The sequence below is a fragment of the Stenotrophomonas sp. genome, assembly GCF_036662295.1.
Taxonomy (GTDB): domain Bacteria; phylum Pseudomonadota; class Gammaproteobacteria; order Xanthomonadales; family Xanthomonadaceae; genus Stenotrophomonas.
The window spans coordinates 1-12,563 of sequence record NZ_JAVWXA010000113.1 but is presented as its reverse complement, the minus strand read 5'-3'; the positions used below and the strand labels follow the sequence as shown (position 1 = coordinate 12,563).

The 12,563-nt window shown below is 70.8% G+C and carries 13 protein-coding genes; all 13 read right to left on the bottom strand.

Going from position 1 to position 12,563, the window contains the following annotated elements; genetic code table 11:
- Positions 1-67: 67 nt before the first annotated feature.
- Entirely contained in the window at positions 68-796 is a 729-nt protein-coding gene (locus tag RSA25_RS16600; RefSeq protein WP_332809948.1) for a copper homeostasis protein CutC, read from the bottom strand.
- A gap of 2 nt (positions 797-798) precedes the next feature.
- Entirely contained in the window at positions 799-1,800 is a 1,002-nt protein-coding gene (locus RSA25_RS16595; protein ID WP_332809947.1) for a N(4)-(beta-N-acetylglucosaminyl)-L-asparaginase, read from the bottom strand.
- A gap of 57 nt (positions 1,801-1,857) precedes the next feature.
- Positions 1,858-2,865, bottom strand: coding sequence for a glucokinase (locus RSA25_RS16590; RefSeq protein ID WP_332809949.1), 1,008 nt, complete (start codon positions 2,863-2,865; stop codon positions 1,858-1,860).
- 145 nt (positions 2,866-3,010) lie between these two features.
- The gene (locus tag RSA25_RS16585) at positions 3,011-4,609 is read right to left on the bottom strand and encodes a calcineurin-like phosphoesterase family protein (protein ID WP_332809946.1); all 1,599 of its coding nucleotides are present in this window, start codon (positions 4,607-4,609) and stop codon (positions 3,011-3,013) included.
- A gap of 84 nt (positions 4,610-4,693) precedes the next feature.
- Positions 4,694-5,317, bottom strand: coding sequence for a bifunctional phosphoribosyl-AMP cyclohydrolase/phosphoribosyl-ATP diphosphatase HisIE (hisIE, locus tag RSA25_RS16580; RefSeq protein ID WP_332809945.1), 624 nt, complete (start codon positions 5,315-5,317; stop codon positions 4,694-4,696).
- Complete coding sequence (hisF, locus tag RSA25_RS16575) at positions 5,307-6,083, bottom strand: imidazole glycerol phosphate synthase subunit HisF (RefSeq protein ID WP_332809944.1); 777 nt, start codon at positions 6,081-6,083, stop codon at positions 5,307-5,309. The genes hisIE and hisF overlap by 11 nt, the downstream gene beginning before the upstream one ends.
- Positions 6,077-6,811, bottom strand: a complete 735-nt coding sequence (gene hisA, locus RSA25_RS16570; protein ID WP_332809943.1) for a 1-(5-phosphoribosyl)-5-[(5-phosphoribosylamino)methylideneamino]imidazole-4-carboxamide isomerase — start codon at positions 6,809-6,811, stop codon at positions 6,077-6,079. The genes hisF and hisA overlap by 7 nt, the downstream gene beginning before the upstream one ends.
- Positions 6,808-7,410: an imidazole glycerol phosphate synthase subunit HisH gene (gene hisH, locus RSA25_RS16565; protein ID WP_332809942.1), complete on the bottom strand. Its 603-nt coding sequence runs from the start codon at positions 7,408-7,410 to the stop codon at positions 6,808-6,810. Before hisH ends, hisA begins: the two co-directional genes overlap by 4 nt.
- Positions 7,407-8,480: a bifunctional histidinol-phosphatase/imidazoleglycerol-phosphate dehydratase HisB gene (gene hisB, locus RSA25_RS16560; protein ID WP_332809941.1), complete on the bottom strand. Its 1,074-nt coding sequence runs from the start codon at positions 8,478-8,480 to the stop codon at positions 7,407-7,409. Before hisB ends, hisH begins: the two co-directional genes overlap by 4 nt.
- Complete coding sequence (hisC, locus tag RSA25_RS16555) at positions 8,477-9,568, bottom strand: histidinol-phosphate transaminase (RefSeq protein WP_332809940.1); 1,092 nt, start codon at positions 9,566-9,568, stop codon at positions 8,477-8,479. The genes hisB and hisC overlap by 4 nt, the downstream gene beginning before the upstream one ends.
- Positions 9,565-10,860: a histidinol dehydrogenase gene (gene hisD, locus RSA25_RS16550; protein WP_332809939.1), complete on the bottom strand. Its 1,296-nt coding sequence runs from the start codon at positions 10,858-10,860 to the stop codon at positions 9,565-9,567. The genes hisC and hisD overlap by 4 nt, the downstream gene beginning before the upstream one ends.
- Positions 10,857-11,768, bottom strand: coding sequence for an ATP phosphoribosyltransferase (gene hisG / locus RSA25_RS16545; RefSeq protein ID WP_332809938.1), 912 nt, complete (start codon positions 11,766-11,768; stop codon positions 10,857-10,859). Before hisG ends, hisD begins: the two co-directional genes overlap by 4 nt.
- 13 nt (positions 11,769-11,781) lie before the next feature.
- Positions 11,782-12,108 carry a YerC/YecD family TrpR-related protein gene (locus tag RSA25_RS16540; RefSeq protein WP_332809937.1) on the bottom strand — a complete coding sequence of 109 codons (327 nt, stop codon included), beginning with the start codon at positions 12,106-12,108 and terminating at the stop codon, positions 11,782-11,784.
- Positions 12,109-12,563: the final 455 nt, after the last annotated feature.

Below are 12,563 nucleotides of genomic sequence, written 5' to 3'. Positions count from 1 at the left end.
GGGTGGCTGCACGCGGCGCCTGATCGAAAAGCGCAGCCACCCATGGGGTGGCTCTACCACGGCGGCGTTATGCGTCGAGGGCGGCGCGCAGCGCGGCAACGGTGGCCGGGTCGGTGGCGGTCCAGTCCGGCGACAGCCCGATCAATGCCGGATTGCGATGGCGCATGGTCGAGGCCTGCACGGCCTTGGCCGACGCATGCAGTTCGTGACAACCGCTGCGCGCGGCCACGTCGGCGATGTTGCCGGCATGCAGCCCTGCCCCGGCCATGACGCGGATGCGCCCGGCGGCCTGTGCCACCAGCGCGGCGAGCTGCGTCGCGCCCGCCTCCGCGCTGGCCTGGCCGCCGGAGGACAGCACGCGCTGGCACCCCAGGCCGATCACCGCCTCCAGCGCGGCCGACCGATCCGCGGCGGCGTCGAAGGCGCGGTGGAAAGTCACCTGCATCGGGCCGGCGGCCTGCACCAGCGCAGCGCAGAGCGGCAGGTCGATGCCGCCGTCGGCATCCAGCGCGCCGATCACCACGCCATCGCAACCCAACTGCCGGCAGCCGGCGATGTCGCGCAGCATGACCTGCGCCTCCAGCGCGCTGTAATGGAAATCACCAGGACGCGCCCGGATCAGCACGAACAGCGGAATCGCCAACTGCGCGCGCGCCTCGGCGATGCTGCCCGCCGAGGGCGTGGTGCCGCCCTCGGCAAGGTTGTCGAACAGCTCGACCCGGTCGGCGCCGCCCGCCTGCGCGGCCAACGCGGAGGCCACCGAATTGGCGGCGATCTCCAGCACCCGGCGCGCCATGTTCAGGTCTGCTCGCTGGTGTAGACCGAGGCCGAGTCGCGCAGGTCATCCTGGCGCTGGCCGTCGCACACGGCATACACGAAGCCACGGTGCAGCGCATAGGCGCCCACGCGGCCCTGCGCGTCCATCGCCAGGAAACACACCTGCAAGGTCCTGCTGGCTTCCGGACGCTTGCGCACCAGTCGTGCGATCGCCTCGCGACAGGCCTCGGCCGGCGAGCGGCCCTGGCGCATCAGCTCCACCACCAGGAACGAGGCGGCATTGCGCATCATCTCTTCGCCGACACCGGAGGCGGTGGCAGCGCCCACCTCGTTGTCCACGTACAGGCCGGCGCCGATGATCGGGCTGTCGCCGACGCGGCCGTGCAGCTTCCACGCCATGCCACTGGTGGTGCAGGCGCCGGCGAGGCGGCCGTGGGCGTCGATGGCCAGCATGCCCAGGGTGTCGTGGTTGTGGCTGTCGCCGGGCCGGCCCCGCCGTTCGACGTTGATCTCCGGCGTGTACTGCGCGCTCTTCAACCAGTCGCGCCAGGCTTTTTCCGCGGCCGGGGTAAGCAGCTTCCGCTTCTCGAAGCCCTGCGCCACGGCGAACTGCTGCGCGCCCTCGCCGACCAGCATCACGTGCGGGGTGTTCTCCATCACCTTGCGCGCGACCGACACCGGATGAAGGATGTCCTCCAGCGCCGCCACCGCGCCACACCGGCCATCGCCGTCCATGATGCTGGCATCCAGGCTGAGCACGCCGTCGCGGTCGGGATTGCCACAGCGGCCCACGGTGGGGTTGCACAGCTCACTCTCGGCCCAGCGTGCACCGGCTTCAACCGCGTCCAGCGCACTGCCGCCGGCGGACAGGATGGCCCAGGCCGCCTGGTTGGCGCCCACGCCGAAATCCCAGGTGGACACCACGCGCGCGCCGCCGCTGCCGCCCTGCGCGCCGGCACGCGGCAACGCCAGCGCGCCCATGGCCAGCGCACCGGCCTGGAGGAATTGCCTGCGATGGGTCATCTCAACGGTCTCCTCAACCTGCCTTCGGTACGCCGCCCGGCACCGGGCGGCCTCGCATCATGCAACCGCGCGTTCGCGACGTGCGGCATGCCACACCGCCGCGCCGAGCATGCCCAGTTCGCCATGCTCCACCCGCCACACCGGCACCTGCGCCAGCACACGGCCCATCACGCCCTTGGCCAGGAAACGCGCCTGGAAGCCGCCGGCATGCAGGAAATGGGCGATCCGCGGCGGGATGCCGCCGACCAGATACACCGAGCGCGCGCCGAAGGTGATGGCCAGATCGCCGGCCAGGCTGCCCAGCCAGGCGCTGAACACCTCCAGCGTCTCCACCGCCACGGCATCCTCGCCGGCATGCGCGGCGGCGATCAGTGCTTCGGTGGAATCCCAGCGCGGCACGCTGCCGCGAAGGTCGCACAGGCAGGGATACAGGTTCATCAGGCCGCTGCCGGAGAGGATGCGCTCCTGGTCCACGTGCGCCCAGCGCTGCTGCATGCGGCCCAGGATCTCCAGCTCCAGCGCGTTGCCGGCGGTCAGCGCGGCATGCCCGGCTTCGCTGGCCAGCACCGGCTGTTCGCCGCCCTGGAAACGCAGCGCCGCGCCCAGCCCGGTGCCCGGGCCCAGCACCAGCGCCGGCCACGCCGAGGCCACCGGCGGGTGCCCGTTGAGCGCGACCAGGGTCTCGGCCTGGACGTGCGGAATGGCATGGGCCACGGCTTCAAAATCATTGATCAGGTCCAGCGCGCGCAGGCCGGCATCGGCTTTCGTGGCCTGCACCGACACCGGCCACGGCAGGTTGGTGTTGACCAGGTGGTCGCCCTCCAGCAAGCCGGCGATGGCCACCACGGCAGTGTCCAGCGGCTGCCCGGCGGCGCCGATGAAATCGGCCAGGATCGCGGCCAGGCTGGGATAGCCGGCGCACTGGTAGCGCCGCAGCCCACTCAGGCGCGGCGGCTGGCCGGCACGCAGCTCGGCCAGGGCCACGCGTGCGAAGGTGCCGCCGACGTCGGCGACGATGATCGGGGCAACCGACGCGGCCGGACCTGGCGGGACCGCAGGCGACAGGCCGGAAGGGGCCGGAGTGTGCTCCGGAAACGGTACCGCAACGCTCACTCGCAGGCCTTGGCTGGGATCGAATAACTCGGTGCGATTTTCGGCCATCGACCGGGCTTTGCAAAGCGCGTCGTACCGTACAGGGGCGTATGCCGCATCAGGGGCTGGCTACCTGCAGGCGGTAGCTGGTGCTGGCGGTGGCCACCGCGCCATCGGCCTGGACCGCGCGCACTTCCACCTTGTGCGCGCCGGCGGACAGGTCGGTGGGCAGCGCGCCACGCCACAGGTGCGGCGACGGCGTGGCCTCGGGCGAACGATCAAACCCGCGCAGGCGCTCGGCCTCGTCGTCGGCCACGTTTTCCAGCAGCAGGCGCGGATCGGGCTGCTCCACCCGCTTCATGGCCTGCCAGGGGCCGGCGTCCACGCGGTATTCCACGGTGGTATCGGCCTGGCCCATGAAAACGTTGGCGTACACGCCCCACGCCGGATACGCGCCCTTGCGCAGGACCTTGGGCGCGTGCAGCGCGATCTGGTAGTCGTCCGGGGCACGGGCCACGTAGTAGCGCAGGCTGTACTCGCCGCCGGGCTTGACCGACAGCAGCGCATAGCCGTTGGGCGTGCCATCGCTCATGGTGGCATCGGGGATGCCGTTGCTGTCCTTGACCCCGGACCAGAACGCCCCGCAGGCCGCGCCCACGTTGTACTCGTGCAGCGGCGTGCTGCCCTGCCAGCCCTCGGCCGCCCCGTGGTAGTAGTGCTGCTGGGTGTGGCTGTGGCCGCTGAGCACCAGCACGTTGGGGAAGTCCTTGAGCAGCGCGAACAGGCGCGTGCGGTCGGCATGGCGGAAGGTTTCGCGGCCGGGCGCGGCGTCGAACAGCGGAATGTGCATGCCCAGTACCACCAGCCGGTCACGTGGCAGGCCCTTGAGGTAGTTGCCCAGGAAGGTGAACTGATCCGGCCGCAGGCCGCCGATGTAGCGCGGCTTGGCAGCAGGGTCGTAGATCACGTCATCGAGGAACACGAAGCTGGCCCCGCCCTCTTCCACCGCATAGGTGTCCGGGCCATACACCGCGCGCCAGCTGTCCAGCGAATGGCGGTCGTCGCCGGCGTCCATGTCCAGGTCGTGGTTGCCCGGCACGTGGAACCACGGCACCTGCAGCTGCGCGGTGGCCTTGTTGATGGCCGGGTACAGGGACAGGTCGTCGTTGACGATGTCGCCCAGCGTGGTGCCCAGGCGTGCCGGGTGCTTGCCGATGATCGGCTCGACGATGGCCCGCTGGTAATAGCCGATGTCCTGCAGGCTGGCGGTCTGCGAATCGGTGAACACCAGCATCTCGAAGCCGGCGCGCGCCGCATCGCTGCCCTTGGCCGGCTCCAGCGCGAAGTCCCAGTTGCGGGTGGCGCTGCCGGTGGCGTGGATGCCGTTGTACTTGAGGCGCGGCGAGCCCTGCGGCGCGTAGTGGCGCCAGTACGCGGGCAGGCCGTTGGCCGCCGCCGGAAAGCGGTATTCGTCGGGCTTGATCACGAACACCGTCTGGCCCTCGCGCACCGGCAGGCTGTAGCCGCCATCGGCGGCGGTGCGCACGATGGTTTCGCCGTTGGAGACCTGCACGCCGGCCAGGCCCGGATCGGTCGGGCCGCGCCCCGGCTTGCCGTCACGCTCCTGGTAGACCTTGCCGGTCACGGTCACCTCGGCGGCCCAGGCCGGTGCAGAGGTCAACAGCAGGCAAGCCAGCCAGGCAGCAGTGCGGGTCATCGGGACGGTCCGTTCGGGGGTGGGTGATTGTAAAGCGGCACATCATCGCTGGTGCCGCGTTTCACCGACGTTAAACGGCCGCGCTCAGCGCGCGTGGCGCGTGGCCAGCACCTGCACCGCATCGTCCAGCGACAACCCGCGCGCGCGCAGCAGCACGATCAGGTGGAACAGCAGGTCGGCCGATTCGCCCAGCAGGGCGGCATCGTCCTGGACCACGCCGGCGAGCGCGGTTTCCACGCCCTCCTCGCCCACCTTCTGCGCGATGCGGCGGATGCCGTCCTCGAACAGCCGCGTGGTGTAGCTGCCGGCCGGGCGCTGCTGCTCACGCTGCTGGACCAGCGCATCCAGCCGGCCCAGGAACGTGCCCGGGGCACGGTCGAAGCAGCTGTCGCTGCCGGTGTGGCAGGTCGGTCCGGCCGGGCGGGCGCTGACCAGCAACGTATCGCGGTCGCAATCGATGCGCACCGCCACCACCGCCAGCACGTTGCCCGACGACTCGCCCTTGGTCCACAGCCGCTGCTTGCTGCGGCTGTAGAAGGTCATGTGGCCGGTGGCCAGGGTCAGCGCCAGCGATTCGGCGTTGGCATAGCCCAGCATCAGCACCGCCAGCGTGTCGGCGTCCTGCACCACCACCGGCAGCAGGCCATCGCCCTTGTTCCAGTCCAGGCCGTCCAGCGCGGCGGGCGACGGCAGTACTTCAATAGACATCTCGAACCTCGATCTGCTGCGCACGCAGGAACTGCTTGAGCGCGGGAATGGCGATGGCGCCACTGTGGAAAACGCTGGCGGCAAGGGCGCCATCGACATCGGCCTGGTCGAACACATCGGCAAAGTGCTGCATCTCTCCCGCACCGCCGGAGGCGATCAACGGCACCTGGCACAGCGCGCGCGCCTGGCGCAGCTGGGCCACATCGTAGCCGCGGCGCACGCCATCGCTGTCCATGCAATTGAGCACGATCTCGCCGGCGCCGCGGCGCTGCGCCTCCACCAGCCAGTCCAGGGTGCGCAGCGGCACTGCCTGGGTCTTGGCCGGGTCACCGCTGAAGCGCCGCACCCGCCATTCCCCGTCCGCCTCACGCACCGAATCGATGCCGACCACCACGCACTGCACGCCGAAGGCGTCGGCCAGCTCCTCGATCAACGCCGGGCGACCCAGCGCCGGGGAGTTGATCGAGATCTTGTCGGCGCCGGCATACAGCACCTGGCGCGCGGTCTCCACGCTGCCGATGCCGCCAGCCACGCAGAAGGGGATGTCGATCAGGCGCGCGATCCGCTCGATCCAGCCCACGTCCACCGCGCGGCCCTCCGGGCTGGCGCCGATGTCGTAGAACACCAGCTCGTCGGCGCCCTGGTCGCGGTAGCGCAGCGCCAGCTCGGCGATGTCGCCCATGTCCACGTGGTCGCGGAAGCGCACACCCTTGACCACGCGGCCGTCGCGCACGTCCAGGCAGGGAATCAGCCGGCGGCTCAACATGCCAGCGCCTCGTCCAGGCGCATGCGGCCTTCCAGCAGCGCCTTGCCCAGGATCGCCCCGCCGCAGCCCACTGCGCGGGCCTCGGCCACGTCGGCCACGCTGCGCACGCCGCCGGAGGCCTGTACGGCCACCTCCGGCAGCAGCGCGGACAGATGCCGGTACAGCTCGATATTGGGGCCGGACAGCATGCCGTCGCGCGCGATGTCGGTGCACAGCAGGTGCGCCATGCCCGCCTCGGCGTAGCGCGTGGCGAGCACGTCCAGGGTGTCCTCGGCGGTCTCGGTCCAGCCATGCACGGGCAGCAGCCAGCGGCCATCGTCGGCCTGGCGGGCATCCAGCGCAATGGTCAGGCGGTCGGCACCGAACTCGGCCAGCCAGCCGATCACCGTGTCCGGCGCGCGCACCGACACCGAGCCGACCACCACGCGCGCCGCGCCCGCATCGAGCAGACGCGCCACGTCATCGCGCGAGCGCACGCCACCGCCGGTCTGCACCTGCAGGCCGGTTCCGCCGGCAATCGCAGACAGCAGCGGTGCCAGCGTGTAGCCGCCGGCGCGCGCCGCGTCCAGGTCGACCAGGTGCATCCACCGCGCACCGGCATCGGCGAAGGCCTGCGCGCGCGGCACCGGGTCGTCGCCATAGGTGGTCTGCTGTGCGTAGTCGCCCTGCAGCAGCCGCACCACGCGGCCCTCGCGGATGTCCAGGGCGGGATAGACGGTGAAACTCATGTGGGCGGGTTCTCGATGAAGTTGCGCAGGATCCGCGCGCCGGTGGCGGCCGATCGCTCGGGATGGAACTGGGCACCGCTGTGGCGGCCGCGCTGCACCACCGCGGCAAACAGGCCGCCGTGGTCGCAGGCGGCCACGGTGTGTTCGCCCAGCGGCGCGGCGTAGCTGTGCACGAAATACGCACTGGCGCGTGCCGGCACGTCGTCCAGCAGGCTCGATTCGCGCAGCGGCAGCAGCCGGTTCCAGCCCATGTGCGGCACCCGGATGCCGGTGGCCGGGTGCAGGTGGCGGACCACGCCGGGCATCAGCCCCAGGCATTCCACGTGGCCCTCCTCGGAGCCTTCAAACAGCAGCTGCATGCCCAGGCAGATGCCCAGCAGCGGCACGTCAAGATCGCGCAGTGGCTGCACCAGGTCCTGCGCATGCAGGCGTGCCATGCCATGCGGCGCGGCGCCCACGCCCGGCAGGATCACCCGCTGCACGCCTTTGAGGCCCTGCGCGTCGCGCACCAGCCGCACCTGCACGCCCAACCGCTCCAGTGCATAGCGCACCGAGCCCAGGTTGGCGCCGCCGGCATCGATCAGCGCGACCTCGCTCACAGCGCCCCCTTGGTGCTGGGCAGCGCGGTGCCCTGCCGCGGCAGCGCCTGGCGCAGCGCGCGCGCCAGCGCCTTGAAGCAGGCCTCGACCTTGTGGTGGTCGTTGTCGCCGTGCACGCTCAGGTGCAGGTTGAGCCCGGCCGCATCGCACAGCGAGCGGAAGAAGTGCGGCACCAGCTCGGTCGGCATGTCGCCCACCCGCTCGCGCTTGAACTCGCCGGTGAACACGAAATACGGGCGCCCGCTGAAATCCAGCGCGGCGCTGGCCAGGGTCTCGTCCATCGGCAGGGTGAAGCCATAACGGCCGATCCCGCGCTTGTCGCCCAGCGCCTCGCGCAGTGCCTGGCCCAGTGCCAGGCCGGTGTCTTCGATGGTGTGGTGCTCGTCGATGTGCAGGTCGCCCTCGGCCTGCACGCGCAGGGCGAAACCGCCGTGCTTGCCGATCTGCTCCAGCATGTGGTCGAAGAACGGCAGGCCGGTGTGGGTCTGCGGCTCGGCCGTGCGGTCTAGGTCCACCTCCACCCGGATACGGGTCTCCTTGGTATTGCGCTGCACGATGGCACGGCGCGGTGCGTCGGCCAGTTCGTGGGCGATCGCGGTCCAGTCCCACTCGCCGCCGAACTGCGCGGTGCGCAGCTGGAAACCGCGGATGTTCATGTTCCCGGCAAACTGGATGTCGGTGGGACGGTCGCCGACCATCGCCGAACGCGCCCAGTCGATGCCGCGGTCCTGCAGGTAAGGCAGCATCATGCCGATGCCCGGTTTGCGGGTGGGCGCGTTGTCGTGCGGCCAGGTGCCGTCGATCAACACATCCCGGAACACGATGCCCTGGCTGGCGAAGATCTGCAGCATGAGGTCGTTGGGGCCATCGAAGCTGGCCTGCGGGTAGCCTTCGCTGCCCAGCCCGTCCTGGTTGCTGACGATGACGAACTGGTAGCCGGCATCGCGCAGCTTCAGCATCGCCGGGATGACATCGCGCACGAAGCGGATCTTTTCGTAGGCATCGATCTGGAAGTCGGCCGGCTCTTCGATCAGGGTGCCGTCGCGGTCCACGAACAGGATGGGCGTCATGCGGCGACCCTCCGCGTGGCCAGCGCGCTGAGCACGCGATCGTTCTCCAGCGTGGTGCCCAGGGTGATGCGCAGGGCATCGCCCAGCTGCGGCGCAGCGCGCTGGTCACGAACCACCACCCCGGCGGCCAGCAAGGCATCGAAGGCCTGCTGCGCGTCGGTGAAGCGCACCAGCAGGTAGTTGCCCTCCGAGGGATACACCCGGCGCACCCCGGGCAGCACCGCCAGCGCCTGCTGCATGCGGCTGCGCTCGGCCTTGATCCGCGCCACGCGGGTGGTGGTGAGCTGCAGGTTGCTGTCGCTCAGGCCGGCCAGCGCCAGCTCGGCACAGGGGCCGGGAATCGGATACGGGGCCTGGCAGCGGCGCAGCAGCGCCACCAGCGGCGGCGTGGCGATCAGGCTGCCGATGCGCGCGGCGGCCAGCGCGTGCGCCTTGGACAAGGTGCGCAGCACGGCCAGGTTGTCATGGGCCGCCAGCAGCGTCACCGCCGAGGGCTGGGCGGCGTACTCGCCATACGCTTCGTCCACCACCACCACCGCCCTGCCCCGCAATGCGGTGGCCACCCGTTCGATCTCCGCGAGCGTGATCGTGCTGCCGGCCGGGTTGGAGGGCGTGCACAGGAACACCAGCTTGGCATTGCCCGCCAGCGCGGTGGCGATCACCGCCTCGATGTCGGCACCCAGCGCATCGCCCTGTTCGCACAGCGGCACTTCCAGCAGCGGCGCGTTCTGCAGCCGCGCGCACACCGCGTACATGCCGAACACCGGCGGGGTGACCAGCACCGCATCGCGGCCGGGTTCGCACAATGCGCGCACCAGCAGGTCGATGGCCTCGTCACTGCCGCGGCCGATCAACAGCTGCTCGGGCGCGCAGCCATACAGTTCGGCCAGCCGTGCACGCAGCGCCGCCGGCTGCGGATCGGGGTAACGGCGCGCGCGGCCTTCGCCGTCGGCCGGGTTGGCCCAGGCCGATTCATTGGCATTGAGCCAGATATCGCCCACCAACGCGCTGCTGCGCGCCGAGCTGTAGCCGGCAAACGCCTGCAGGTCCGGGCGCACCAGCGCCATCACCGAGGGCAACGTGCTCATGCGGCGGCCTCCATGCGCAGGGTGACGGCATTTTCATGCGCATCCAGGCCCTCGGCGCGGGCCAGCACGCGCGCGCAGCTGCCGATCGCGGCGATGCCCTCGGCGGTGGCCGACTGCACGCTGATCAGGTTCTGGAAGCTGGCCACGCTCACGCCGCTGTAGGCGCGCGCGGCACCGGCAGTGGGTAGCACGTGGTTGGTCCCGCTGCAGTAATCGCCCAGTGCCTCGGGCGTGTAGTCGCCGAGGAAGACCGAACCGGCCGCCTCCACCTGGGCCAGCCACGCGCGCGGCTCGCGCAGGGCCAGGATCAGGTGCTCGGGCGCATACCGGTTGCTGATCCGGAACGCCTCGTCCAGCGACGCCACCAGGATCAACTGCGATGCCTGCAGCGCCTGCGCGGCGATGTCCGCCCGCGACAGCCGGGCCAGCTGCGCCTGCACCTGCGCGGCCACCTGGTCCAGCAGGCGGGCGTCATCGGTGAGCAGGATCACCTGCGAATCCGGGCCGTGTTCGGCCTGGGACAGCAGGTCGGCGGCGACGAAGGCGGGGTTGGCCCCGGCATCGGCGATCACCAGCACTTCCGACGGACCGGCCGGCATGTCGATGGCCGCCGCGCCGTCCTGGGCCACCTGCTGCTTGGCCTCGGTGACGAAACTGTTGCCCGGGCCGAACAGCTTGTCGCACGCCGGCACGCTGTCGGTGCCGTAGGCCATCGCGGCGATGGCCTGCGCGCCGCCCAGCTTGAACACGCGGTGCACGCCGGTCAGGCGCGCGGCCACCAGCACCGCCGGATCGGCGCTGCCGTCCTTGCGCGGCGGCGTGCACAGCACCACCTGCCGGCACCCGGCCAACTGCGCGGGCACGCCCAGCATCAGCGCGGTGGACGGCAACGGCGCGCTGCCGGCGGGCACATACAGGCCCACCCGGCTGATCGGCCGCACCACGCGCTCGCAGCGCACGCCCGGCGCGGTCTCCACCGCATAGCCCTGGCTCATGCCCGCCTGGTGGAAGGTGGCAATGCGCGTGGCGGCCTCCTGCATGGCCTGGCGCAGCTCGGCCGATACCGCCTGTTCGGCCGCGGCGAACTCGGCCTCGTCCACTTCGAACGCCGCCGGTGCCACGCCGTCGAAGCGCAGGCTGATCTCGCGCAGGGCGGTATCGCCGTCTTCGCGGACCGCGGCGATCAGGCCCGCCACCGCCTCACGGGTACGTTGCGCCACGGCCTGGACCGGGCGTTGCAGCGCCTGCGCCTGGGCGCGGGCATCCAGTTGGGACCACGACAGACGATTCATGCCAACGACCGCTCCACGCTCAATACCATCAGGCCCTGCGCGCCCGCGCGCTCCAGTTCTTCCAACCGCTGCCAGGTCAACGCGCCATGGCACATCGTCTGCAAACGCAGGTGGCCGCCGTCATCGGGCAACTGCACCAGCGGGTCGGCGTCGGGCAGCAGCCGGGTCAGTTCGGAGACCCGGTCCAGCGCGGCACGGAACATCAACAGCTTGCTGTCCTGCACCTTGACCACGCCATCCAGCCGGCGCAGCAGCATCGCCATCAACCCGGCGCGCGCGTCGTCGGGCGTCTTCACCGGCCCGGCCAGCACGGCCTCGCTCTCCAACAGGGTTTCCACCGGCTTGAGCTGGTTGGCGGCCAGGGTGGCACCGCTGGAGACCAGGTCGCAGATCAGGTCGGCCGTACCCAGGCGCGGGGCGATCTCCACCGACCCGGACAGCTCCACCACCTGCGCCTGCACCCGCCGCGCGGCGAGCCAGTCGGCCAGGATCGCCGGGTAGCTGGTCGCGATGCGCTTGCCGGCCAGTTGCTCCACCCCCGTCCATTCCCACTCATCGGGCACGGCCAGCATCAACCGGCACTGGCCGAAATTGAGCCCGCGCAACGCCTGGTAGGCATCGGGCAGCCCGATCCGGCGGCGCGCCGCGCCCTGCTCGTCCAGCTCGTTGCGGCCGACGATGCCGAAGTCGCACACGCCATCGGCGATCAGCCCGGGGATGTCGTCGTCGCGGACCAGCAGCAGGTCCACCGGCAACGACTCGCCGTAGCAGAACAGCTTGTCACGGCTCTGCCGCCAGCTCAGGCCGCAGGCGGTAAGCAGGCTGCGCGCCGGCTCGGCCAGCCGCCCGCTCTTCTGGATGGCGATCCGCAGCCGGTCGCGGGCCGGGGCGTTCTGGGTTGCACTCATGGGGGAGGCTCTCTTACTTGGATTCGGGGGCGGCAGGCGGGGCGGTGGCGGCGATGGCGGCGGCATAGCCGCCGTTCCCATGCTCCAGCGAACGCGCCACGCGGCCGGTGGTGGTCACGCTCACACCGGTCATCTCGTGGATCTCGCGATACGGCACCGCCTGCTGCAGCAACGGCACCACCTTCCAGCGGTCGGCCAGCGCCTCCAGCTCGGCAGGCGTACACAGATCGCGCAGGAACGCGGTCACCTGCGCCGGGCTGGACAGCGCCGCAAAGGCCTCGGCGAGCCGGGCCAGGTCGGCCTGGGCATCTTTTTCACGGGGAGCAGGACGTAGTTTCATCGTATCAATGTAATAGCGTGCTATTACATTAGCGCAAATGACGCCCCACGGTCAAACCGCTCTCGCCATCCCGGGCATCGGTTCAGGACCGGAAAACGAAAAACGCGCGCGTGAGGCCCGCCGTTTGCCTCACCACCCAGCGCCCCTTGGCGGCCGGCAGGCCCTTGGCAAAATAAAGGAGGAGGTCGCCGCAGGCGGCCGGGGGACACTGCACAAGGGTCTGCCGGCCGCCAAGGGGCCCCGGACGCGCGCGCGCCACCAGAGCCAAGCCGCCCCCGCCCAATCCGTTGCCGTGCCCCACTCCAAGCGAAGCAAAAAAGGTTTTTCGCCCATCTGCGGGGTTATGTCGTCGGGGCGTATGAAGCCTTGCGAGTGCCGGCTCCGTCGCGCGGGGTGGGGGTGAGCGGGTTCGCGGGACACGCTGCAAGTCCCGCACCCCCCCCCCGACCCCCCCC